Raw genomic sequence first — 24,450 nt, 5'->3', positions numbered from 1 at the left:
TTACGCGAAATCGGCGGCGAATTCTTGAATGGCTGCCTTCAGTCTGTCGGCGGCATCACCCTTGATCTTCGGATCTTCGTTGGTGATCCAATCCAGCACATCCTTCTTGTTGGCGCGCATATGGTTCAGAAGACCTTCCTCGAAGCGACCCACATCACCGACGGGCAGCTTGTCCAGGAACCCGTTGGTGCCCGCGAAGATCATCGTAACGATCTCGGCGTTGGTCAGGGGCGAATACTGGGGCTGCTTCATCATCTCGGTCAGGCGCGCACCACGGGCCAGCAACTGCTGGGTGGAGGCGTCCAGGTCCGAGCCGAACTGGGCGAACGCGGCCATTTCACGATACTGCGCCAGCGACAGCTTAACCGGACCGGCAACCGACGACATCGCCTTGGTCTGAGCCGAGGAGCCAACCCGCGACACCGACAGACCGGTGTTCACAGCGGGGCGGATGCCCTGGAAGAACAATTCCGTCTCAAGGAAGATCTGACCGTCGGTGATCGAGATCACGTTGGTCGGGATAAACGCCGAAACGTCGCCACCTTGGGTTTCAATGATCGGCAGCGCTGTCAGCGAACCGGACCCATTGTCCTCGTTCAGCTTCGAGGACCGCTCCAGCAAGCGAGAGTGCAGGTAGAAAACGTCACCAGGATAGGCTTCACGGCCGGGCGGGCGGCGCAGAAGCAGGGACATCTGGCGATAAGACACGGCCTGCTTGGACAGGTCATCATACACGATCAGCGCGTGACGGCCGTTGTCGCGGAAGAACTCCGCCATGGCAGTCGCAGCATACGGTGCCAGGAACTGCATCGGCGCGGGGTCGGAGGCGGTGGCGGCCACAACGATCGTGTATTCGATCGCGCCGGTCTCTTCCAACTTCTTCACCAGCTGCGCCACGGTGGACCGCTTTTGGCCGATCGCGACGTAGATGCAGTACAGCTTCTTGCTTTCATCGTCGCCAGCGGCATCGTTGTACGACTTCTGGTTCAGGATCGTGTCAAGCGCCACGGCGGTCTTACCCGTCTGACGGTCGCCAATGATCAGCTCGCGCTGGCCACGGCCAACAGGGATCATCGCGTCAATGGCTTTCAGGCCCGTGGCCATCGGCTCGTGAACCGATTTCCGGGGGATAATGCCTGGCGCCTTGCTGTCGGCGATCCGACGCTCGGAGGCGTTGATCGGGCCCTTGCCGTCCAGCGGATTGCCAAGACCGTCAACGACGCGACCGAGCATTTCGTTGCCCGCGGGCACGTCCACGATGGAGTTCGTGCGCTTGACGACGTCGCCTTCTTTGATGTCCCGGTCAGAGCCGAAGATCACGACACCCACGTTGTCGGCTTCAAGGTTCAGGGCCATGCCCTGAATGCCGCCGGGGAATTCGACCATCTCACCGGCCTGAACGTTGTCGAGGCCGTAGACGCGGGCAATACCGTCGCCCACGGACAGAACCCGGCCAACCTCGGCGACTTGGGCGTCTTGCCCAAAAGTCTTGATCTGGTCCTTGAGGATCTGAGAAATCTCAGCTGCTTGGATAGCCATTATCCGACCTCTTTCATGGTATTCTGGAGTGCGTTCAGCTTGGAGCGGATCGACGTGTCGATCATCTTCGAGCCAATTTTTACAACAAGACCGCCGATGATACCTTCATCGACGGTCGGTTTGACAATCACGGCCTTGCCGACGCGCTCTTTCAGCGACTTGGTCAGCTTGTCCAATTGGGCCTTCGTCAGCGCCTTGGCCGACGTCACTTCGGCGGTCACTTCGCCTTTATGGTCGGCAATGCGCTCGCGCAGTTCGGAAAGCAAAGCAGGCAGCACGAACAAGCGGCGCTTGTTGGCCATCAGACGCAGCGTGTTGCCGGTCATCGCCTGCAACTTCATCGCATCCGCGACACCGCCGATGGCGGCTGACGCCTCATCGCGGCCGTAGATCGGCGAGTGGATCAGGTCGCGCAGGTCCACGCTTTCCGACAACGCCGCGTCCAGCGCGTCGACGTCTTTTTCCAAAGCTGGTAGCGCATTGGCCTCGGAGGCCAACTCAAACATCGCGGTCGCGTAGCGCGCGGCGATGCCGGTCGAGATTGAAGCAGATTCGCTCACATCAACCCTTTCAGTTGCACGAGGCGTGTTTGGAGAAGCCGATATGCCGCCCCACCGCTGTCGTGTCAGAGCGGCCCATCCCGCCCGTTCCCCGGTAAATCGAGCGCGGTGTAGCAGAGGGTTTGAAATGCTGCAACCGTCCTAGATCGCTGGCGCCCCGTTCAAAAATCATTCTATTTCAATGTGTTGCGCTGATTATTCTGCGATGCGGCGCTTTGCCCACGAATTTTGCGTCGCTGAAAGCCGCGATTCTTTGGTCTTCGCGGTCGAAACTCACGTATTTTCGCACAGGTCTGGGGCAAAGCGCCCGCATTGGCGCGCTCAGCCCGGAAGGCGTTCAACCACGGCGCCGGGCCGGAATCCAATCAGGCAGCGTCGGTCTGACTTGTCGTATAGGGGATGGCACGCGCGGTCTGGACGCGCTTCGGGAACAACTTCCATCAGGTCGACGAATCCTGCCGCGTGCATCAAATCAATCAGAGCCCGGTAGGTTGGGTGCAATTCCGCATTATAGGCGCCTTCCGCGTGGTGCGACTGATCCTTGTTGGTGCGCAGGATGAACGCTGAAACCGGGGATTTATACGTGATCGTGTCAACGATGCAAAAGGTCGAGGTCGCTGCAAACGACAATTCCATCAGGCGCACCGGATCGGTGACGTGGTACAAAAGCCCGAGGTTCAGCACGACATCGGCCTGGCCCTCATAGGTGTAGACGTCCCGCTGCTCGAACGTGGCGCTGGCAAGGTCAAATTGGTCCGCCAGAAGCCGCGCCTTGCGCAGGTTGACCTCGCGCAAGTCGAACCCGCGCACCGCGTCGAAGCCAAGCTCTGCCGCCAGAAGGGAAAAATATCCGTGATTGCAGGCGAAATCGACCGCCGTGGCCCCTTGTGGCGTCCGGCCGCACAGCCGCAGCCCTTCGCGGATCGCACCGGAAATGAGGTGCGAGCGATAGACAGTGCGCTCCAACGCCTCCGCCCCGCCTGTCAGCACACCCGGGGCAAGCTGGATCGAGTAGCCCCAGGGTTGCAGCGCCTTGATCTCCTGCACGAGGCCCTCTCGGGCAGCACCCCGCCCCATCAACGACGGCAGCGCCGTGGGCACCGGAACGCGCATCTCGGGCAGCAAACGCTCGGCTTTCAGAATGCCTGCCTCGCGCAACTTTCCCAGCCACTGATTGTACCGCGCCCCGCTTTGCCCCAAGGACATGCCTTCTGTGTTCGGCACATCCGCAGGTTTTTCCTTGGCCAGATTGCTATCGGATTGTTCCATGTGATCCCCAACCTTCCGTTACGCCGTCACACCGCCGTCATGCGGGCTCTTTACCAATGGCGTCCAGGGATGTCGAAGACTGGCCCCGCCCGCTGACCCCCACGGGTTGAGAGCTGCCCTCCAGCACACGCAAGGGCCTGCGCACCCGCTCTGCCAGCCCGGGCTTGCGCCTTGCCGGAATGCGCTTGGATACCTCGATCAAGATGACCCCGCCGGCACGGTTGCGGCTCAGCTTGGTGCCCAGACGCTCCACCATATCCGCCGACTTCAGCCAGAACCGCTTCGGCGAGGGGGGCACGAACAGCGCTGCCGCGTGGCGCTCGGGTATGAAGTCGAAGGCCTCCAACTGCGCCTCCAACTGTCCCAACGAATAGGGCCTCCCGAAGCCGAAGGGTGTCCCGTCCCGGCGCGCCCACAGGCCCATCCGGTTCGGCACAATGAACAGCGCCCGACCGCCGGGCGCCAGCACCCGCTGGCATTCGTCCAACACGCTTGCCGGATGCTCGGATGTCTCTAGCCCGTGCAGGCAAATCAGCTTGTCCGCCTGTCCGGTCTGCACCGGCCACAACCCTTCTCGGCACAGGAGTGAGACATTATCCAGACCCGCAGGCCAAGGCATCACACCCTGTTGCGCCGGCATCACCCCGATCACCCGCCGCGCGTCGGCCAGATAGGGGCGCATCAGCGGCACGGCGAAGCCGAAGCCTACGACCGTCTCGCCCCTGGCGCTTGGCCACATCTCCAGCATCCGTTCGCGCACCGCCTTCTGGGCGATCCGCCCCAAACGGGTGCGGTAGTAGAACTGCCGCAGGTCTATGACATCCAGATGCATCCGACTTCCTGTTTGCAAACGCGCGTCCAGCGGCGCAGGCTTTCGTCTAACCTATGCATTTAATCTAACCACTGAGGGCGCAAAGACCATGGCCGATCCGCAGATCATCACCATCCCCTGCCTCCAAGACAACTACGCCTTTCTTCTGCATGATCCCGACACCGGGGCCACGGCCTGTGTGGACGTCCCCGAAGTCGCGCCGATCAAGGCCGCGCTGGCAACCCACGGCTGGACCCTGACTGACATTCTGATCACGCACCACCACGGGGACCATGTCGACGGCGTTCCGGCGCTGAAGGCCGCAACAGGTGCCAAGGTGTGGGGCTGTGGCGCCGATGCCGGCCGCCTCCCTCCTCTGGACAAGGCGTTGGCTGAGGGCGACACTTTCTGGGTCGGCAACTTGGCGATCGAGGTTCTGGACACGTCCGGCCATTGCGACAATCACCTGTCGTTCTACGTGCCCGACGCAAGGGCCGTTTTCACCGCCGACAGCTTGATGGCCCTCGGCTGCGGTCGCCTCTTCGAAGGCACGCCCGCGCAGATGCACGCGTCACTACAGAAGCTGGCCGCCCTGCCCCCGGAAACCCTCGTCTGTTCCGGCCACGAATACACCGCGTCCAACGCGCGCTTCGCATTGACTATTGAACCCGACAATCCTGACCTTATCTCTCGGTCAGAGGCGATCGCCGCCGCCCGCGCGGCGGGTCAACCGACCGTTCCGTCCATCCTGGCCGAAGAATTGGCCACCAACCCCTTCCTGCGCGCCCACGTGCCCGCCGTCGCCGCCCACCTCTCGATGACAGGCGCGTCACCCGTGGACGTTTTCACCCGCATTCGTGCGCAAAAAGATCGGTTTTAGGTGTACTGCCTGAAAATCGAGCAACCCCAAGGCTTTAGGGAAAATTTTTGGCAAATCAGACCGTTAACCAAACACGAAACACGGGGTCTTGATGCGAATTTGCTTGAAACCTACGGCCGGAAAGCAAAATTTAACTTTATGAGGCCACGATCGGGATGAGGGGCCACCCCTCCCTCGATGCAGACGAAAGGAGCACAGATAGTGCCGTCTTTTTCGAACACACTGGAACAGGCCATCCACGCTGCCTTGGCGAACGCCAACGCACGTCGCCACGAACTGGCGACCCTGGAACACCTGCTTCTCGCGCTTATTGATGAACCCGACGCGCAAAAGGTCATGAAGGCCTGCTCGGTCGACATCGAACTGCTGCGGGACACGCTGTCGAAGTTCATCGATGAGGATCTTTCGACCCTTGAAACCGATGTTGAAGGGTCTGAGGCCGTGCCAACGGCTGCTTTCCAGCGCGTTATCCAACGTGCTGCGATCCATGTGCAGTCCTCGGGACGCACGGAAGTGACCGGGGCGAATGTCCTCGTCGCGATTTTCGCGGAACGCGAAAGCAACGCCGCCTATTTCCTGCAAGAACAGGATATGACGCGCTACGACGCCGTGAATTTCATCGCCCATGGCGTCGCCAAGGACCCTTCTTACGGCGAAGCCCGGCCTGTGACGGGCGCGGAAGATGAAGACACCGAAGCCCCCAGCCTCCAGGACAACACCGGGGGGGAGGAGAAGGAATCCGCCCTCGCCAAGTATTGTGTCGACCTCAATGCGAAGGCGACCAAAGGCGACGTCGATCCCCTGATCGGCCGCTCTGCAGAGGTCGAGCGGTGCATTCAGGTGCTGTGCCGCCGCCGCAAGAATAACCCGCTGCTGGTGGGCGACCCCGGTGTCGGCAAAACTGCCATCGCCGAGGGCCTCGCCAAGAAAATCGTGGAGGGGGAAACCCCCGAGGTGCTGGCAAACGCCACGATCTATTCACTCGACATGGGTGCGCTTCTGGCCGGCACCCGCTATCGCGGTGACTTTGAAGAGCGGCTCAAGGCGGTCGTGAAAGAGCTGGAAGATCACCCCGATGCCGTTCTTTTCATTGACGAAATCCACACAGTGATCGGTGCGGGCGCCACCTCTGGCGGTGCCATGGATGCCTCCAACCTGCTCAAGCCCGCGCTGCAAGGCGGCGGTCTCCGCTGCATGGGCTCCACCACCTACAAGGAGTTTCGCCAACACTTCGAAAAGGACCGCGCCCTGTCGCGGCGTTTCCAGAAGATCGATGTGGCAGAGCCTTCGGTGGATGACGCGGTCAAGATCCTCAAGGGCCTCAAGCCTTACTTCGAGGATCATCACGGCGTGAAATACACCGCTGATGCGATCAAGACCTCGGTTGAGCTGGCCTCTCGCTATATCAACGACCGCAAACTGCCTGACTCGGCCATCGACGTGATCGATGAAGCGGGGGCAGCGCAGCACTTGGTCGCGGAAAGCAAGCGTCGCAAGACGATTGGCACCAAGGAAGTGGAAGATGTGGTCGCCAAGATCGCCCGCATCCCGCCGAAGAACGTATCCAAGGACGATGCGATTGTACTGAAGGATCTTGAAGTATCCTTGAAGCGGGTCGTCTTCGGTCAGGACAAGGCGATCGAGGCGCTTGCGTCCTCCATCAAGTTGGCCCGTGCCGGTCTGCGGGAACCTGAAAAGCCCATCGGCAACTACCTGTTCGCCGGCCCCACCGGCGTGGGTAAAACCGAGGTTGCCAAGCAATTGGCGGACACCTTGGGGGTTGAGCTGATCCGGTTCGACATGTCCGAATACATGGAGAAACACGCGGTTTCCCGCCTCATCGGTGCACCTCCGGGCTATGTCGGCTTCGATCAGGGCGGTCTTTTGACCGACGGCATCGACCAGCACCCGCATTGTGTGTTGCTGCTGGACGAGATCGAGAAGGCGCACCCGGATGTCTTCAATATCCTGCTTCAGGTCATGGATCATGGGACGCTGACCGATCACAACGGACGGTCCGTCGACTTCCGCAACGTGGTTCTGATCATGACCTCGAACGCGGGCGCGGCGGAGCAGGCGAAGGCCGCCATCGGCTTCAACCGCGATCGGCGTGAAGGCGAAGACACGGCTGCGATCGAGCGGACGTTCACGCCGGAATTCCGTAACCGTCTGGATGCGGTGATCTCCTTCGGGCCGCTCCCGAAAGAAGTGATCTTGCAGGTGGTCGAGAAGTTCGTGCTTCAGCTTGAAGCGCAGTTGATGGATCGCAATGTCACGATCGAACTGACCAAGCCTGCCGCAGAGTGGCTGGCCGACAAGGGCTACGACGACCGCATGGGTGCGCGCCCCTTGGGCCGCGTGATTCAAGAACATATCAAGAAGCCCCTCGCGGAAGAGTTGCTGTTCGGGAAACTGGCCAAGGGCGGCAACGTGCAAGTCGGCGTCAAGGACGGCAAGATCGATTTGCGTGTGGAAGAGGCCGGAAGCCCGCGCCTCTCGCCCAAGAAGAAGCCTCCGCTTCTGACCGCTGATTGATTGTGACCTGACGCAGAGTTTGAAAAGGGCCGGGGACTTCCTCGGCCCTTTTTCGTATTCAACCCGGCGGCCCACCGCCCATTCTGCCAACGTGATATCTATATGGTGTCATCTTGAACGGTTTCGGCCCTTGATGAAGTCTCTACGCCTCCTGGGAAGGTTCTCCATGCGCGCGCTGCTTCTTGTCCTCTCAAGCTCCCTCCCCGCTCTCGCGCAAGAGGGTCCTTCCCTCGCTTTTCCCGTCGATTGCGTGTTGGGCGAAACCTGCATGATTCAACAGCTCGTGGACCACGACCCCGGCCCCGATGCACAAGATTTCCTCTGTGGCTCAATGAGTTACGATGGCCACCAAGGCACCGACATCCGCGTTCCGGACATGGAGGCGCTGGCCCGCGGCATCCCCATTCTCGCCGCCGCACCCGGCACCGTGCTCGGCACCCGCAACGGGGTTCCAGACACCGGCACCGGCGGCTTTCCCGACGGACAGGATTGCGGCAATGGCGTGCTGATCGAACACGAAAACGGTTGGCAAACCCAGTATTGCCACATGGCCCAGGGGTCTGTTGCCGTGGCCCAAGGCGATACCGTCGAAACAAGGCAACCCATTGGCGAAATGGGTTTTTCCGGCAATACTGAATTCCCGCATCTGCACATCACCGTCCGTCACAACGGCGAGGTCATCGATCCCTTCGCCCCCATCGATAGCGGCACCTGCGATAGCGACGTAACGCTTTGGGCGGACGACATCCCCCTTTCCCCCGGAGGTATTCTCAGCATCGGCTTTGCCCAAGCGATGCCCACTTATGAGGCGACCCAAGCCGGGTCGGCTGATGCCAACGCGCTGTCGGCAACCGGAGAAGCCATTATTATCTGGGGCTTTTTCCACAGTGGGCGCACGGGCGATCTCGTCACGGCCACTATCACCGCGCCCGATGGCACGACCTACCACACCCAGGATATCACGCTGGAGCGTACCCAGGCACAGCTTTTCCGCGCGAGCGGTCGCCGGATCCGCACTGCACTGCCGGTGGGGGTCTACACCGGCACCGTGTCACTTACCCGCGACGGCATCCTTGTCGACGAAGAAACGACAACAATTTCCGTGCGTTAGCGCTCGGTCAACTTCAGTTCGATCCGCCGGTTCGCCGCTTGACCCGCTTCGGTATCATTTGGCGCAATCGGTCGATGCTCGCCAAAGCCCGTCGCCGCCAAACGACGCGGAGGGATGCCCAATTCCTCGCTCATGTAAAGGACGACCGCCAGGGCGCGCGCTTGGCTGAGCTCCCAATTGTTGGCGTAGGTGGCCCCTTCACGCAGCTGCTGATCATCGGTGTGGCCATCCACGCGGATGATCCAATCGATGGCCTCGGGGATGTCTTCGGCGATCTCCAGAAGCAACTGGGCCACGTTTTCGATCTGCGCCAACCCCTCTGCCGCCAGGTCCGCAGAGCCGACCTCGAACAGCACCTCAGACGAGAACACGAAACGATCCCCCTCGATCCGGACGCCCTCACGATCTTCCAGCAATTCCCGCAAACGGCCAAAGAATTCCGAGCGATAGCGCTCCAGTTCCTGTGCTTCCGCTGCCAGCCGCGCGACCTCGGCGGCCTCCAGTTCAGCGCGCGCACGCTCTTCGGCGGCCAGTTGCGCCAACGCCGTATTCAACCGCGATCCCAGCGCCTCGATCTGAATTTGCGCCTCTTCATCGCGGTCCTCCGACAGCGTGAGCAGTGATTGCAGCGAACCCAATTGCGACCGCAATGCCGCGACCTGTTCGTTCAGAAGCGCCACCTGACGCGCACTTTCAGAGGATTGCGCCTCGGCCCGCTCCAACTCCTGATTGGCCTGCGCCAGAAGGGTCGCGCGGGTCTCGGCCTCTGACAGAGCTTCCGCGAGGGCGGCGTCGGTTGTCTGGCGCGCGGCGAGGGCGGCGGCCAACTGCGCCTCCAACGTGGACAATTCGGCAGCGGCAGCGACAGCCTCGGAGGCTTGCGCCTCGGACGCGGCAATCGTTGCTTCCAGCTCGGCCAAGCGCGCGGCGGCACTCGCCTCAGCACTTTCCAGACGCGACAGGACAAGGGCCAATTGGCGTTCCAATGCCGTCAATTCACCGGTCTGGGTCGATAAAGCAGCTTCGGCACGATCCAGCTCCAACTCAGCCGCCGCAAGGGCGTCGGCAAGGGATGCAGCCTCTCCCTGCCCACTTTCGGCCCGCGCCAGCGCGCCCGCAAGCCGCGTCGCCAGATCATCGCGGGCGGCATCGGCGGCGGCAAGTAGTGTCAAGGTTTCCTCGGCCCGCTGGCGCTGCTCTTCCAAGGCAAGTGACATCGCGGTCAGTTCTGCATCGGCATTTTCCAGACGCCGCCGCAGGGCCTCGGCTGCCGCTGCTTCGGCGAGGCGGGCGGCCTCTTCCTCTGACAGGGCGGCGGTTGTGTCATCCAACTGCGTGCGTAGCGCCGCCGCCGCTGCAGCCTCGGCCAACCGGGCGGATTCCTCTTCCGAAAGCGCCGCCTCTAGGTCGCCCAAACGGGCGCGCAGGGCCTCTGCCGCTGCCAATTCAGCCAACCGCGCTGCTTCTTCCTCGGACAGCGCGGTCTCTACTTCCGCCAAGCGCAAACGGAGGGCTTCTGCCGCAGCCACGTCTGCAAGGCGTGCAGCTTCCGTTTCGGACAAATTCCCCTCAACTTCCTGAAGGCGCGACAGAAGTTCTTCGGCGCGTTCGTCCCCGCTGGCCAAAGCCGCAAGGGCGGCGGTCAGGGATTGATCCCGCTCGATCAACGTGCCCGCAAGTTGCGCGCTCCGGGTTTCGGCCCGCGCCAACGCAGTCAGCGCCTCAGTCAGCGCGCTCTGACGCACTTCCAATTCAGACGATGACGCCGCCAAGGCGGCCAGCGCGTCGGACAGGGACGCATCCCGCGCCGCGCCCTCGGCCTCAAGATCTGCGATCAGCGCCTCCAGCGCTTCACGACGGGCGGCAGCAAGGCGCGCGGCCTCGGAGGCTTCGTCGATCTCGGTGCGGGCGGTGGCGAGCGCAAGGTTCAGCGCCTCGGCCTGCGTCATCGCTTCCGCCAGTTCGGCCTCGGTCTCGGCCCTACTTGTCGCCAGCTCCGCATTCTGCGCCAGAAGCCCCGCGACTTGTTCCTCGAACGCCACGATCCGGGCCGATTGTGCTGCACTTTCCGCCGTCAGCGTGGCGATTAAGGCCTCCTGCGCGGTGGCCTGCTCCTGGGCCGCCGACAAGGATCCCGAAAGCGTCGTGACCCGCGCCTCCAACTGCCCCGCCCGCGCTTCTTCAAGGCCCAAGGCCTGGGCCAACTGGTTGACCTGCGCCGTCAGGGAATTCAGTTCTTCATCCTGGGTGCTGATTTCTTCGGACAGCACGTATTGCATGACCATGAAAATGGTCAGCACGAAGATCATCACCATCAAAAGCGCGGTAATGGCATCGACGAAACCGGGCCAGATCGCCCCGGACATGCCCTGCTTCGCTTTGCGGTGGAAGGCCATCGCCTAGCCGTCCCCGCGCTGCCGCGCGCGGGCCTCGGCGGGGGCGCGGGCGGCCTGGGTCAGCGCTTGCAGCGCCTCGGTCAGTTGCGCCAAGTCGCCCCGCAGGCCCATGACCTCTGCGTCGCGATTGGTGCCGATTTCCTCGGCCATCTTGAACAGCTGCACGTCGATGGAGCGCAAGCGGTTGCGCGACTCGTCGTCCAGACCCTGCTCGGCGGCCATCCCGTCGAGGGCCGCCGCCAAGCGGTCCTGCGCCGTCGCAAGCCGTTCGGTGGCCGCCACCTGCCCCGGCCCCAGCCGTTCGGTCAAACTGTCAATGCTTTGCGCCAGGGTCAGCACCCGCTGTTCCGTCGCCGCACGGCGCGTCTCGGATTGCGCGAAAAGCGATTGCAGCGTGTCCATCTGGTCAACCATGTGGTCGAGCACGGTGGCGATTGCCGCCTTGTCGATAGCCCCGTCCCCATCGCCCGAGAACGACACGCGGGTGATCGAGGCCAGCCATTCCTCCAACTCGCGGTAGAAGCGGTTCTGGCCGTGGCCCGCGTAAAGCTCCAGCAAGCCCACGACAAGCGACCCGGCTAGGCCAAGCAGGGAGGACGCGAAGGCCGTGCCCATACCGCCAAGCTGATCGTCAAGGCCGTCCATCAGGCGGCCAAAGACGGCGAGGCCTTCTTCGCCTTCGGTCGGTTGCAGGGATCGGATGGTTTCCACAACCGCCGGCACCGTCGTGGCAAGGCCAAAGAAAGTACCCAAAAGGCCCAGAAAAATCAGAAGGTTGGCGATGTATCGCGTGATATCGCCGCTTTCCTCCATCCGCGCGCCAACACTATCAAGAATGGATTTCGCCGACGCGGGCGTCACCTGCGTACGAGATCCCCGCAGCCGCGCCACGCCAGAAATCGCCGCCAAAAGGCGTGGCGGCTTTTCATCCGCATCCGCCTGGCCGCCCTCGGCCAATTGTTCGATCCACGCAACCGAAGAGAACAGCTGGATCACCTGAAAGAAGGTCGCGCAAACGCCCACGACGAAGACGATAGCAATCGTACCATTCAAGTAGGGTGAGGTCAGGAACACGTCCTGCACCCGCGGCCACACCAAAATGCCCCCCGCCACGACAAGCGCGAGGATGATCAGCATCAGAAGGATCTGCTGCGTGGGCCGTGTAAATCGGGCGCTGCCTGCGCCCTCTCTGCTGCTCGCCATGGGGTTTGTCTCAACCGCTCTTTTGACTTGTCTGGCGACACCCTACACGGTTGTGGGCCGTCACGCCAACAAAAGCCTTAAAGCGCGGCCTTCAAGTCCCGGACCATGGTCACCAAAGCCTCCAGATCGGCGTCGCCGATGCCCAATTCGCTTAGATGTGCGGCGGTGTTGTAGAGATATTCATCATTCGGCCCCCGCCCGCCCACGGCACCGGCAATGATGCGAGCCTGAACCTCCAGCGCATGTTGACAGTATTGCACATGGTCGCGGTTGATCACGTAGGTCAGCACATCGTCCTGCGTGCCGCCGTCATGGAAATTCACGGTTTGGCGCGTCTCGACATAGGCCGAAGAGATCAATTCCCGCTCTCGCAGATAGGCGATGGTGGCGTCCTCGGTCCCCGGCTCCGCGCGCAGCGCCAAGCCATCGCAACTGGCCCCCTGCAAGGCATCCAGGGCAAGGACCAGTCCGGGATCGGCCTCGGTTCCGCGATGATGGATCGACGACATGCAGAAAGAGCGGTGCCAATCGTGCAGCCGCGCGATCCGGGTTTCCGCCACGCAAAAGCCGGGGTTCCACAGGAGCGAGCCGTAGCCGAAAATCCAAAGCGGTGCTGTCATGGGGTTCATCCTTGTCGTGCTCTGCCCTCATAGGCGATAGAGTGACGGAAGGGGAGTGCCATGAAGCGGCTTTTGATCTGGATTTTCGGAGTTGGGGCCTTGGGCGGGATCGCCTGGGGGGGCGGTGCCATGGTTTCCGAGACGGCCGCGACCCGGTGGCTGGATGACAGGCAGGCCGATGGCTGGGTGGCCGAGGTCTCGGACATTTCGGTCAGCGGCTTCCCGTTGCAGTTCGTGACGGAATTGCAGAACCTTGAACTTGCCGACCCCGAGACGGGCCTTGCATGGTCCGTTGCGTCGTTGGAGTTCCGCCAGGACGTCCTGCGCCTGGACCGGATCGAGGCGCGCTGGCCCGCGGTTCAGGTCATCGCATCACCCTACGAGCGGTTGAATGTCTCTGAACTGGGGGCAGAGGGCCTGCACCTGCAAGCCGCGCTGGACGTGCAACCCACCAATCGTTTCGCGCTGGATGCGCTCCACGTGGATACGGGGCCGTTGCAGGTCAGTTCCAGTGACGGCTGGCAGACCCAGTGGGAGCAGGGAAGCCTGATCCTGACCCGTGTCGCGGACACGGAAACGACCTACGACATCATGGCGCTGGCCACCGCCATGACCCCGCCCGAGGCGTGGCGGACCCGTCTGGATCCCGCAGGCGTGTTGCCCGCAATCATGGAACGGGCCGAAGTGCAGGTGACAGCCACGTTCGACGCCCCATGGGATATGGATGCGATCGAAGTCGCCCGCCCGCAATTCACCGCGCTACAGATCGACGAGGTCAGCATGCGCTGGGGCGACATGCTGTTTCGCGCCACGGGCACCTTGGACGTCACCGCAGGTGGCGTGCCCGAGGGAGAGTTGGCCGTACGCGCCGAAAACTGGCGGGCGATGGTGGATCTGGCCAGCAACGCGGGCGTCGTTCCCGAACGGCTGCGCGGCACCGCAGAGGCCATGTTGGAGGTGTTGGCAGGTCTGTCCGGCAGCGAAGAGAACATCGACGCGACGCTCTCGTTTTCCAATGGACGCGTGTTCATCGGACCGCTGCCGATTGGGCACGCGCCAAGCCTGCGCCTGCGCTAGCAGGCCGTCAGCGGCAATAAGAGCCCGAGCGGTAGGAGGCCACGTCGAAGTGGAAGTGATCCCGGTGGAACCGGTCCGATTCCGGCCCAAGGACCGTGCCGAACGTCCCGCACGCGGCTTGGTGCAGGCCACGCATGATCGAGGAATTGCCGCCGCGCCAATCGTTCAACACACTGAGTTCACTGCCATTTTGCAGCCCTATGCCGGCGATATCCACCGCGTTGCCCGTCGCATGCTCGGACAATCGCGCCCCGGATTGCGAGTTGCGCGTGCGGCACGCATAAGAGGCGACCACCCGAAGATTCGCCATGCCGCCCCCGGTGTTGCCGATGATATCCTCGGCGGCCAAAACCCATTCGCTAATCGACTGCGCCGTGGTGCAATTGACCGTCGCAGGTGTCGTCAGGGTGATTCCATGTACCGTGCGCAACCGAACGGCACGCGGGATGCCGCAGCCGTTGATGCGGCCTGCGACAGGCTCGATCTCGTCACCCTGAAGGCCCACCACACCGCAGAGCGTGCCAGTGTTTCGGCCCGGCTGCGCCACGGCCGAGGGGATGTTGCGCGTCGCTGCTGCGCGAACTTGCTCCACAAGGCCCGCGGGGCGCTGTTCGGGGCGCAGGGATTGTGTCATGGCAAGAGACGAGCCGCCGCCGACAGCACCCGTGGCTGCAGGCGTCTCGCCCTGGGGCCGGAACAGTGCGGCAAGGCCACGAGGCCTTGTGGGCGCGGGGGCCTCGGCCGCTGGGGCCGCTCCGATGGCCGAGCCGACGGCGGTCCCGATTGCTCCGGGCCCCACGCTGGAGGGCACCGGCGTGCCCGCGGGGCGTGCCATAGGGCGCAAGGATTCCGCCGGAGCCCGCGCAGTGGCCGAGATCACCCGAACCTCAGCCGATTGGCCAAGCGCCGCAAGGGGCACGGCAGCGGCAACGGTGACAACACAAAGGCCCGCGCGCAGGTTCATTCTGTGTCTCCCTTCTTCGCCATGTTGCGTCCGAAATCAGGGGCGTCCGTATCTTGGCCTGCCTCGATGATCCCCCGTCGAATGGCGCGGGTGCGGGTGAAGTAATCATGCAAATGCTCGCCATCGCCGGTACGGATCGCCCGCTGCAACGCGAACAATTCTTCGGTGAAACGGCCCAGAATTTCCAGTGTCGCATCCTTGTTTGACAAGAACACATCACGCCACATTGTCGGGTCCGAGGCCGCGATACGGGTAAAGTCCCGAAACCCCGCCGCGGAATACTTGATGACTTCGCTATCGGTGACGCGCCGCAGATCGTCGGCCACGCCGACCATAGTGTAGGCAATCAGGTGCGGCGTATGCGAGGTCACGGCAAGAACCAGATCGTGGTGGTCCGGGTCCATTTCCTCCACAAGCGCTCCACAACCTATCCACAGGTTTTTCAAGCGTTCGGTCGCGGCCGGATCGGTACCTTCAGGCGGCGTCAACAGCGTATAGCGGTTGTCGAACAACTCGGCGAAGCCCGACCGCGGGCCGGAATGTTCGGTCCCTGCCAACGGGTGGCCCGGCACGAAATGAACGTGATCCGGCAGATGCGGGCCCACTTGCGCGATGACCTCTTGCTTGACAGATCCCACATCCGTGACCGTCGCCCCCGCGGCCAGATGCGGCGCGATGTCAGCGGCAACGGCGGCCATCGCCCCGATAGGCACAGCGAGCACCACAAGGTCGGCCCCCGCCACGGCCTCGGCAGCCGTCTCGGTGATCCGGTCGCACAGATTGATCTCGGCGGCGATGGCCCGCGTCTCGGAAGAGCGCGCGGTGCCCACGATCTCCTTGGCCAAGCCGCCGCGCCGCATGGCGTGGGCTATGGACCCCGCGATCAGCCCAAGGCCGATCAGGGCGACGCGGTCGTAGATAACGCTCATGCCGCCACCAAGGCAGTAAGGGACGCGAGAACACGGGAATTGTCCTCGGGCCGTCCCACGGTGATCCGCAAGCAATCAGGCAACCCGTAGGACTTGGGCGCGCGCACAATGATACCGTCGGCCTTCAGGTGGGCATCGGCGGCATCGGCGGCTGCCTCGGTTTCAAACCGGGCCAGCACGAAGTTGGCATGGCTGTCATCACAGGCCAGCCCCAACTGGCGCAACCCGCCCACAAGTCGAGCACGCTCCGCCGCGTTCACACGCAGGCATTCCGCCACCCAATCCACGTCCCGCACCGCCGCCTCAGCCCCCGCTAAAGCCACGGTGGACAGGTTGAACGGCCCCCGGATGCGGTTGAGCGTGTCGATCACATGGCGCGGGCCGTAACCATAGCCCACCCGCAACCCACCAAGGCCGTAGACCTTTGAAAACGTCCGGGTCATCACCACGTTGTTGCGCGCCTCTACCAGCGCTTTGCCGCCATCGTAGCCGTCGGCGAACTCTACGTAAGCGCCATCCAGGATCAGCAGGCATTGATCCGGCAACGCATCGGCAAGGCGCATGATCTCGCCATTGTCGATCATCGTCGCGCAGGGGTTGGAGGGGTTGGCGATGAAGATCAGCCGCGTCTGTTCGGTGATGCCCGCAAGCAGCGTGTCCACGTCGACGGTGCGGTTGACTTCAGCCACCTGCACCGGCGTGGCCCCTGCAGCCTTCGCCGCGATCGGGTACATGCCGAAGCCGTGTTGGGTGTAAAGCACCTCATCCCCCGGCCCGGCATAGCATTGGCACAGGAAGTGAATGATCTCGTCCGAGCCGACGCCGCAGATGATGTTATCGGCCTCCAGCCCGTGAACCTCGGCAATCGCCGCGCGCAGGTCGGCGTGATCGGTGGAGGGGTAACGATGCGCGTCGGCCACGGCATCCGCCATGGCGACGACGGCGGCGGGCGACGGGCCGAACGGGTTCTCGTTCGACGAAAGCTTCAGCGGCGCGGCATGGCCCGCAATTTCCGAAGCCCCGCCCTGGTAAAGCGCGATGTCGAGGATCCCGGGTTGCGGGCGGATTTGGGCTGTCATGGATGTCACCAACTTGATTGTCCGCCGGGTTTACGTGCCGAGGGCCCGGCGATCAATAGAGGTCCGGATTCGTCCGATCGGGTTCAACGGGGAAGAGTAATGGCCACAAAGAATGGAAAATACAGTGCCAGGAACGCGATCGCCCAGAGCATGCTCATTCCTGTGAACATGCAGATAGCGGCAAGCGCTCCCACCGCTCCGAGCGGGGCATAAATAAATCGGCGTTCCGCTCTGGCCGGATCTTCTGCAAGGGTGGCGCGATAGGCGCGGAAGGCCCTCTGGTATGGGCCGATGATGAAAGCGATAAGATGGTCGATAGCTGACGCCCTTGTTAATGATTCAGAAGAAATTCTGCGGGTCGATGTCGATGCTCAGGCGCAGGTGACCGGGCAGCTTTAGCCCGTTTGTCCAACGGCTTAGGGCGGGTTGCAGGGCCACGCCCTTCGGGGCCTTGACCAGCAGCCGCACCCGGTGCCGCCCACGCACACGGGCAATCGGCGCGGGCGCGGGGCCATAGACGATGCCGCCCGCGTCGCGGATCGGGCCATCATTGCGCGCCAGATGGGTACCCAGATCGAAGGCTGCGGCGGCCTCGGTGCTGGAGATGATAACCCCCGCGAGCCGCCCGTACGGCGGCATGCCTGAGGCCTCACGTTCCGCGGCCTCGGTGCGCCAGAAGCCTTCCTCATCACCAGACAGGATCGCGCGGATCACCGGGTGATCGGGCTGGAACGTCTGCAACAATGCCTGCCCCGGTTTCTCGGCCCGCCCCGCGCGGCCCGCCACCTGTCGCATCAGCTGAAAGGTGCGCTCTGCCGCGCGCAGGTCACTGCCCTGAAGCCCGAGATCCGCATCGACCACGCCCACCAGCGTCAGCCGGGGGAAATTGTGCCCCTTCGCGACAAGCTGCGTGCCGATGATCAGGTCGGTGTCGCCGTGGGCCAGTTCCTCGATCTGGGCCTTCAAGGCGCGGGCAGAGCCGAAGAGGTCCGATGATAAGATCGCCGTTTTCGCATCGGGGAAGGCGGCGGCGGCCTCTTCCGCGATCCGCTCGACCCCCGGGCCGACGGCAGCCATCTTGCCTTCGACCTCGCACGAGGGGCAAACCTCGGGCAGGGGTTTCGTTTCGCCGCATTGGTGGCAGATCAGGCGTTTCTGGAACCGGTGTTCGACCATACGCGCATCGCAGTGATCGCAACCCACCATCTCGCCACACGCCCGGCACAGCGTCACCGGCGCATAGCCGCGACGGTTGAGGAACAGCAGCGCCTGTTCGCCTGCCTGCAACCGGGCACCCACGGCGCTTTGCAACGACGGGGACAGCCACGACGACCCCGGCAAATCCTCCAGCCGCATATCGATCGCGGCCATGTCGGGCAGGTCCTGCGGCCCAAAGCGCGAGGCCAGATCGAGCCGCGTGTACTTGCCCGCCTGCGCATTGGCCCATGTCTCTAGCGAGGGCGTGGCCGAGGCCAGCACCACCGGCGCATCATTCAGAGACGCGCGCAGCACGGCCATGTCACGGGCATTGTAGCTGGCCCCTTCGTCCTGCTTGTAGGAGGTGTCGTGTTCCTCATCCACGACGATCAACCCCAGATCGCGGTAGGGCAGGAACAACGCAGAGCGCGCGCCGACGACCAGCTGCGCCTCGCCTTGCCCAACCATGCGCCAGCAGCGGCGGCGTTCGGTCATGGTCACGCCGGAATGCCATTCCGCCGGGTCCGCGCCGAAGCGCGCCTTGACGCGGGTGAGGAATTCAGAGGTCAGGGCGATCTCCGGCAGCAAAACAAGCGCCTGGCGACCTTCGCGCAGGCATTCTGCGACAGCTTCCAGATAGACCTCTGTCTTGCCCGACCCGGTGACGCCCTTGAGAAGTACCGTGCCATACCGCCGGGCACGCAGGCCCTCCTGCAACTGCCCAGCGGCAAACGCTTGATCTTCGGTCAGCTCCTTGCCCGGCAGGCCCGGGTCCAAAGTCAAGTATGGCGCATCGCGGGGCGTATCCGCCTCTTCCACCACGCCTTGTTTGGCCAAGCCCTTTACGACCGACGAAGTCACCCCCGCCAATTCGCTCAATTCCTTCAGCGTGAACCCCAGCCCGCCGTATTCCACCAACGTCTCGATCACCCGCGTCCGCGCGGGCGTCACGCGGTCCGGCGTCCCCTGCCCCAAGCGGTAGACTTTCCGCATCGACGGCGGGTCCGACAGCCCCGGCGCGCGGGTCGCCAACCGCAACATGATGCTCATCGGTGTCAGGGTGTAGCCGCCTGCCTTCTCCAGAAAGTCCCGCATCTCCGCGCGCATGGGGGCCACGTCCAGCACACGGTTCACCTTCCGCACCTTGGCGATGTCCCAATCGCCGCGTCCCTTCCCCCAGACGACGCCCAACACCTTGCGCGGCCCCAGTGGCACCTCCACGAAGGCCCCCAACCAGCAGCCCCCTGTCGGCGCCTTGTAGTCCAGCACGCGGTCGAGGGGCTCTGCCGTCAGAACCCCCACCAAGTCGCCTTCATCGAAATGCTCGTCGATAGTGTCTGGCATGGCTTTCAGGCAAACCGTCATTGTTGTAGAAGGCCCCAAACCATCACGATATCCCCCCGAAAGGAACCTCGCCGATGAAATTCTTTGTGGATACAGCAGACATTGACGCAATCCGTGAGCTGCACGCCCTTGGCATGGTCGATGGCGTCACCACCAACCCGTCGCTCATCATGAAATCGGGCCGCGACATCAAGGAAGTCACCGCCGAGATCTGCGCGCTGGTCGATGGCCCCGTGTCCGCCGAGACGGTCGCGCTGGATGCCGACGGCATGATCAACGAAGGCCGCGAGTTGGCCAAAATCGCCGACAACATCACCATCAAAGTGCCGCTGACCTGGGCCGGGCTTCAGGCCTGCAAGGTGCTGTCGGGCGAAGGCCGCATGGTCAACGTGACGCTCTGCTTCTCCGCCAATCAGGCGCTTCTGGCCGCCAAGGCGGGCGCGACGTTCATCTCGCCGTTCGTGGGGCGGCTTGATGATATCAACATCGACGGCATGGATCTGATCGCAGAAATTCGCCAGATCTACGACAATTACGCGTTCGACACCGAGATTCTCGTGGCCTCGATCCGCACCGCCAACCACATGAAAGACGCGGCCCTGATCGGCGCGGACGTGGCCACCGCGCCGCCCGCGGTGATCAAGGCGATGGCCAATCACGTGCTGACCGACAAGGGCTTGGAAGGCTTCATGGCGGATTGGGCCAAGACCGGGCAAAGCATTATCTGAGCAGTCCAGCGTTTGCGCCGGTCACCTGACGCCTTAGTGTCCGGTGGCCCGCGCCAGGGTAGCCGACGGCACTTCGCCGAACCGCGCCGCGTAGCGTTGCGAAAACCGACCCAGATGCGTCAACCCGGACGCAAGGGCCGCGGCGGTCACCGACGCGGCGGCACCGCCTTCCAACAGGGCGCGGGCGTGGCGCAGGCGCAGGTCCGACAGATACGCCATCGGCGCCATGCCGATTTCAGCCGTGAAATGGGCAGACAATGTGCGGGCGGACACCTGAGCCACGGCCACCAGATCGCGCAATCGGATCGGCTCGTCGAGGTGCGCAACCATATAGGCCGTCACCAGGGCCACATCGCGGGGCGCCTGTTGCGCAGGCGGCTCGCTGGACCTGCGGCACTGGATCAAGATGGTGGCGACAATGGCATCCAGATAGGCCTCTACCCGCGACTGATCGGTCACGAAATCGGCGTCGGCCGCGTCTTCCTCGACCATCTGCGCAATCAACCACCCGATTGCGCGATGCGACGGCACCCGAAGATCGAAGGTCTCCCCGACACCATGCGCGACGTCGGAAGGATCCTGTAGCACATTGTCCGCAAAATCCTGAAGCCGCTGGTGCGGCAGGGCCAGCCCCAACCGGTCTTGCCCGCCCGCAACGCGCATCGGATCTTCGCGGCCGGGCGCCGCCAGCCTGCTTTCACCGTCCACGACATCGATGCGCGCCCAACCATCGGCCTGCCGCCGCAGTGAACATGGAATTGAAACCCAGAAGAAATCAGTCGCTTCCGTTGACGTCAGAACCACATCATCGCCGTATCGGTAGTGAAACAGCTTGTAGGCATCACCTTCGCACACAGATGCACGAACGCGTCCCGCCGGTCGGGTCAGTCCCTGATCGGGTTCTAGCATCAGGTGAAGATCTTTATGCACACTGCGCGCGATCTCGAACGAGACATCCGGCAATCTCAGGTGGCGATCCAGCATCACACCAAGGCCCTTTTTGCGAAGGGGCTCAGCATCGCGTCGCGTGACGTAAAGTCAACTTTTTCAGGTGGGGCTGCCGAAAACGGACAAATCCCGCCGAAGGTGGATAGCGCGGGCCCCGGCAAGCGCCCACGCTTCAAGGGTCCATTACAATCAATGAGAGATCCCCATGCTGCGCCCCTTCCTCCTTGTCTCCTGCCTGGCGCTGACCGGCTGCTTACCGGTTTTCGCCGGAACCGAAATCATCACGCGCAACGGCGTCGAATACTCGGCAACGCGTTGGGACAGCCAAACAGGCGGAGGATCGTTCTGGCGCATTCGATTGGGCAGGACCTCCTATATCTGCGACAGATATGATGATGGAGAAGCGGGCTGCAACGCCCTGATCGACCAATTCGTTGCAGGGGAACTGGCCCAGCCCGCGTCGTCCACCGACGGCGATGGCGGAGGCAACACCGGTGGATACGACGGAGAGGGTGGCGGCTTCTAGGGCGCCCAAGAGACCCCGTTTGGAACAAATGGAACCCCGCGCGCGCCGCAGCCCCATGGCCCAACACAGGCGGCGTCACGCCCGGCAGTAGACCGTCGCGCCTTGTGGCGATGCGGCCAGTCGGCCACAAATTCCATGGCGCGTAAAATTGGGGGAGAAATTTCAGATCACCTCGTATAAGCTGCCCGAAACAAAAGAAACGTAATGAGGCAGTATTGATGAGCAGCACCGAGGCGGGAGCCCCGCTCGATTCCCTTGAAAATGGTATGGATCTGGACTGGCGCGACCGCGCGCTTGCGGACCCTGAGTTGATCCTTGAAGACCGTGATCTGATGCGCGCGTTGATCTCTGCCAATGACCGCCAGATGGGCGGCAACATCGTCGACATGCGCGGCATCGCGATGGAGCGGTTGCAAAACCGGCTGGACCGGTTGGAAGACACCCACCGGTCCGTCATCGCGGCGGCCTATGAGAACCTTGCCGGCACCAATCAGATCCATCGCTCGATCATCCGCATGCTGGATGCCAAGGAATTCACTGAATTCCTGACAACTCTTGGCACCGACGTCGCAGGCATCCTGCGCGTGGACCGGGTGCGGCTTGTCCTGGAATCGGCCGAAGCGACCGAGACCGAGGCCCCCAAGGTGCAGAAGCTTGAAGATGTGCTGACCGTCGTCGCGCCCGGCTTCGTGCAGGACTACGTGACGGGCGGGCGCGATGTGCCCCACCGCCAGGTCAGCCTGCGCCAGGTGGGCGGCGATGCCGAGCGTATTTTCGGCGAAGCCTCGCGCTGGATCCATTCCGAGGCCTGCCTGACCCTTGATCTGGGCCAGGGCCGCCTTCCGGGTCTTCTGGTCATGGGTGCCGAAGATCCGCACCAATTCCGCCCCTCCCAAGGCACGGACCTGCTGACGTTCTTCGCCGGTGTGTTCGAGCGTCTGATGCGCGGCTGGTTGGACTGAAGCGCAATCCAACAAAGTGGGAACCGGGTTTTGGAACAAATTGCGCAACAACGCAGTAGCCTGTCCCTGACCCCCGCGGTCCGGGATCTGCTGGAGGCCTGGCTGACCCACCTGCGCGGCGTGCGCGGGCGGGCCGAGGCCACGCTGTCGGCCTACGGCGCGGATGTCCGTGAATTCCTTGCTTTCCAGAGCGAGCATCTGGGCGGTGCCCCCGGCCCTGCCGGATTGCGCGCCCTCCAGACCCGCGACTTGCGCGCCTGGATGGCCGCACAGCGCGCCCGCGACGTGGGGGCGAGGTCTCTGGCGCGGCGGCTGTCTGCCGTGAAGGCCTTCTACAAATGGTGGGCCGAGCGGGACGCCTTCGACGCCACGGCAGTCCTTTCCATGCGCGCGCCCAAACACATCCGCCGCCTGCCCCGCCCCCTGTCCGAGGGTGGCGCAAAAGACATGATCGCGGGGCTCGCCGATCAAGACGACCGTGATTGGGTGCAGGCCCGAGATATGGCCGTGGTCACGTTGCTATACGGATGCGGGTTGCGGATATCCGAGGCCCTCGGCCTCGACGCGCGCCACGCCGCGCTGCCGGGCGTTCTGCGCATCACCGGCAAGGGCGGCAAGGAACGCGAGGTTCCGGTGCTGCCCGCCGCCCAAGAAGCCTGCGCCCGCTACGCGCGCCTCTGCCCCCATGACCTCGCCCCCGGAACACCTCTGTTCCGGGCGATCCGGGGCGGCGGTCTTGGCCCTCGCGCCGTGGCGAAAGTGATGGAGAAGACGCGGCTGCAACTCGGCCTGCCCTCTACGGCGACGCCCCACGCGATGCGCCATTCCTTCGCCACCCACCTGCTGGACGCAGGCGGCGATCTGCGCGCAATTCAAGAGCTTCTGGGCCACGCATCCCTGTCGACGACCCAAGCCTATACCGCCGTCGACACCGCGCGCCTGATGGAGGTCTACAATGCCGCCCATCCCAAGGCCTGATCGACGCGAACCGGACCGTGGCCATCACAGCGCGGTTCAGGGCCACACGTCACAGACCTGTTGCAAATCGCACCGTTAACAGGCATCCCGAGCGTTATGCGTTTCAGAGCCTATTCTGTTCATCTATTCACAGCCATCGGCGCCTCGCTTGCGATGCTGGCCCTCTTGGAGGCCGCACAGCAGGACTGGGCGATGATGACGATTTGGCTGACCGTGGCCTTTATCGTCGATGGCATCGATGGGCCTCTGGCACGCCGTTACGATGTGACCACAAATGCACCGGTGATCGACGGGGTCTTGCTGGACCTGATCATCGACTTCCTCACCTACGTGATGATCCCGGCCTATGCGCTTTATGGCTCGGGGCTTCTGCCCGGCTGGCCGGGCTGGCTTGTGGTGTTGCTGATCCCATTTGCCTCGGCGCTCTACTTTGCGGATACGCGCATGAAAACGGCGGACAAGTCCTTCCGGGGCTTTCCCGGCTGTTGGAACATGGTCGCTTTGGCCACGCTGGTGATCGTGCCGCCGCCGCCGGTGATTCTGGGGATCGTGCTGGTCCTGTCGGCGGCGCAATTCCTGAACCTGAAATTCGTCCACCCCGTGCGCACCGCGCGGTGGCGCTGGCTCTCTTTGCCCGTTGCCTTGGTCTGGGTCTCGTCCATCGCCTACGCGGCCTGGACGGATTTCGCGTCCAATCCGGCGCTCACCACGATCGTGACGGTGACCTCGATCTACCTTGTGGCTGCCGGGATCGCGCAACAGATCATCTACGACCGCGGCTACGCCCGATAAAG

Annotated in this window: 21 protein-coding genes; 9 read left to right on the top strand and 12 right to left on the bottom strand. The window is 63.3% G+C overall.

What is annotated here, in order from left to right:
* The 4 genes from atpA to KUL25_RS20315 all read right to left on the bottom strand — a co-directional run bounded on the left by atpA (position 1) and on the right by KUL25_RS20315 (position 4,200).
* Positions 1-1,539 (bottom strand): F0F1 ATP synthase subunit alpha, encoded by a 1,539-nt coding sequence (gene atpA, locus KUL25_RS20330; RefSeq protein ID WP_257894551.1) that lies wholly within the window; start codon positions 1,537-1,539, stop codon positions 1-3.
* A complete protein-coding gene (locus KUL25_RS20325; protein WP_257894550.1) occupies positions 1,539-2,099 on the bottom strand; it encodes a F0F1 ATP synthase subunit delta in 561 nt (186 codons plus the stop codon). The genes atpA and KUL25_RS20325 overlap by 1 nt, the downstream gene beginning before the upstream one ends.
* A 321-nt stretch (positions 2,100-2,420) precedes the next feature.
* A complete protein-coding gene (locus KUL25_RS20320; protein ID WP_257894549.1) occupies positions 2,421-3,368 on the bottom strand; it encodes a class I SAM-dependent methyltransferase in 948 nt (315 codons plus the stop codon).
* Positions 3,369-3,405: 37 nt separating this feature from the next.
* On the bottom strand, positions 3,406-4,200 hold the full coding sequence (locus KUL25_RS20315; protein ID WP_257894548.1) for a class I SAM-dependent methyltransferase: 795 nt from the start codon (positions 4,198-4,200) through the stop codon (positions 3,406-3,408).
* A gap of 88 nt (positions 4,201-4,288) precedes the next feature.
* On the opposite strand from KUL25_RS20315, the gene gloB reads away from it, so the two are divergent.
* From gloB to KUL25_RS20300, 3 genes are all read left to right on the top strand, one after another.
* Complete coding sequence (gloB, locus tag KUL25_RS20310; protein WP_257894547.1) at positions 4,289-5,059, top strand: hydroxyacylglutathione hydrolase; 771 nt, start codon at positions 4,289-4,291, stop codon at positions 5,057-5,059.
* A gap of 201 nt (positions 5,060-5,260) precedes the next feature.
* Complete coding sequence (clpA, locus tag KUL25_RS20305; RefSeq protein ID WP_257894546.1) at positions 5,261-7,594, top strand: ATP-dependent Clp protease ATP-binding subunit ClpA; 2,334 nt, start codon at positions 5,261-5,263, stop codon at positions 7,592-7,594.
* A gap of 268 nt (positions 7,595-7,862) precedes the next feature.
* Positions 7,863-8,705, top strand: a complete 843-nt coding sequence (locus KUL25_RS20300; protein ID WP_257894545.1) for a peptidoglycan DD-metalloendopeptidase family protein — start codon at positions 7,863-7,865, stop codon at positions 8,703-8,705.
* Here KUL25_RS20300 and KUL25_RS20295 read toward each other — a convergent pair.
* The 3 genes from KUL25_RS20295 to KUL25_RS20285 all read right to left on the bottom strand — a co-directional run bounded on the left by KUL25_RS20295 (position 8,702) and on the right by KUL25_RS20285 (position 12,924).
* Entirely contained in the window at positions 8,702-11,101 is a 2,400-nt protein-coding gene (locus tag KUL25_RS20295) for a peptidoglycan -binding protein (protein WP_257894544.1), read from the bottom strand. The two genes, KUL25_RS20300 and KUL25_RS20295, sit on opposite strands and share 4 nt — an antisense overlap.
* A 3-nt stretch (positions 11,102-11,104) precedes the next feature.
* Positions 11,105-12,304, bottom strand: a complete 1,200-nt coding sequence (locus tag KUL25_RS20290) for a biopolymer transporter ExbB (protein WP_257894543.1) — start codon at positions 12,302-12,304, stop codon at positions 11,105-11,107.
* Positions 12,305-12,381: 77 nt separating this feature from the next.
* Positions 12,382-12,924: a gamma-glutamylcyclotransferase gene (locus tag KUL25_RS20285; protein WP_257894542.1), complete on the bottom strand. Its 543-nt coding sequence runs from the start codon at positions 12,922-12,924 to the stop codon at positions 12,382-12,384.
* Positions 12,925-12,984: 60 nt separating this feature from the next.
* Here KUL25_RS20285 and KUL25_RS20280 point away from each other — a divergent pair, with 60 nt between their 5' ends.
* Positions 12,985-14,001: a DUF2125 domain-containing protein gene (locus tag KUL25_RS20280; RefSeq protein WP_257894541.1), complete on the top strand. Its 1,017-nt coding sequence runs from the start codon at positions 12,985-12,987 to the stop codon at positions 13,999-14,001.
* Between the two features lie 7 nt (positions 14,002-14,008).
* On the opposite strand, the gene KUL25_RS20275 is transcribed toward KUL25_RS20280, so the two are convergent.
* The 4 genes from KUL25_RS20275 to KUL25_RS20260 form a co-directional block, all read right to left on the bottom strand.
* Positions 14,009-14,965, bottom strand: a complete 957-nt coding sequence (locus KUL25_RS20275; protein WP_257894540.1) for an extensin-like domain-containing protein — start codon at positions 14,963-14,965, stop codon at positions 14,009-14,011.
* On the bottom strand, positions 14,962-15,894 hold the full coding sequence (locus KUL25_RS20270; RefSeq protein ID WP_257894539.1) for a prephenate/arogenate dehydrogenase family protein: 933 nt from the start codon (positions 15,892-15,894) through the stop codon (positions 14,962-14,964). The genes KUL25_RS20275 and KUL25_RS20270 overlap by 4 nt, the downstream gene beginning before the upstream one ends.
* Positions 15,891-16,973: a histidinol-phosphate transaminase gene (gene hisC, locus KUL25_RS20265; protein WP_257894538.1), complete on the bottom strand. Its 1,083-nt coding sequence runs from the start codon at positions 16,971-16,973 to the stop codon at positions 15,891-15,893. The genes KUL25_RS20270 and hisC overlap by 4 nt, the downstream gene beginning before the upstream one ends.
* A 339-nt stretch (positions 16,974-17,312) precedes the next feature.
* Entirely contained in the window at positions 17,313-19,514 is a 2,202-nt protein-coding gene (locus tag KUL25_RS20260; RefSeq protein WP_257894537.1) for a primosomal protein N', read from the bottom strand.
* A 74-nt stretch (positions 19,515-19,588) separates the two neighbouring features.
* Between KUL25_RS20260 and fsa the strand changes: the two genes are divergently transcribed.
* Complete coding sequence (gene fsa, locus KUL25_RS20255) at positions 19,589-20,242, top strand: fructose-6-phosphate aldolase (protein WP_257894536.1); 654 nt, start codon at positions 19,589-19,591, stop codon at positions 20,240-20,242.
* A 33-nt stretch (positions 20,243-20,275) separates the two neighbouring features.
* On the opposite strand, the gene KUL25_RS20250 is transcribed toward fsa, so the two are convergent.
* Positions 20,276-21,226, bottom strand: a complete 951-nt coding sequence (locus tag KUL25_RS20250) for an AraC family transcriptional regulator (protein WP_257894535.1) — start codon at positions 21,224-21,226, stop codon at positions 20,276-20,278.
* 169 nt (positions 21,227-21,395) lie between these two features.
* Between KUL25_RS20250 and KUL25_RS20245 the strand changes: the two genes are divergently transcribed.
* The 4 genes from KUL25_RS20245 to KUL25_RS20230 all read left to right on the top strand — a co-directional run bounded on the left by KUL25_RS20245 (position 21,396) and on the right by KUL25_RS20230 (position 24,448).
* Positions 21,396-21,716 (top strand): hypothetical protein, encoded by a 321-nt coding sequence (locus tag KUL25_RS20245; protein WP_257894534.1) that lies wholly within the window; start codon positions 21,396-21,398, stop codon positions 21,714-21,716.
* A 218-nt stretch (positions 21,717-21,934) separates the two neighbouring features.
* Positions 21,935-22,678 (top strand): DUF484 family protein, encoded by a 744-nt coding sequence (locus KUL25_RS20240; protein WP_427854471.1) that lies wholly within the window; start codon positions 21,935-21,937, stop codon positions 22,676-22,678.
* Between the two features lie 39 nt (positions 22,679-22,717).
* Positions 22,718-23,656: a tyrosine recombinase XerC gene (locus KUL25_RS20235; RefSeq protein ID WP_257894914.1), complete on the top strand. Its 939-nt coding sequence runs from the start codon at positions 22,718-22,720 to the stop codon at positions 23,654-23,656.
* A 96-nt stretch (positions 23,657-23,752) separates the two neighbouring features.
* On the top strand, positions 23,753-24,448 hold the full coding sequence (locus KUL25_RS20230; RefSeq protein ID WP_068362324.1) for a CDP-alcohol phosphatidyltransferase family protein: 696 nt from the start codon (positions 23,753-23,755) through the stop codon (positions 24,446-24,448).
* Positions 24,449-24,450 lie beyond the last annotated feature (2 nt).

Origin of the sequence: Gymnodinialimonas phycosphaerae (assembly GCF_019195455.1) — a bacterium.
Lineage (GTDB): Bacteria > Pseudomonadota > Alphaproteobacteria > Rhodobacterales > Rhodobacteraceae > Gymnodinialimonas > Gymnodinialimonas phycosphaerae.
This window is presented reverse-complemented; position numbering and strand designations above follow the sequence as displayed.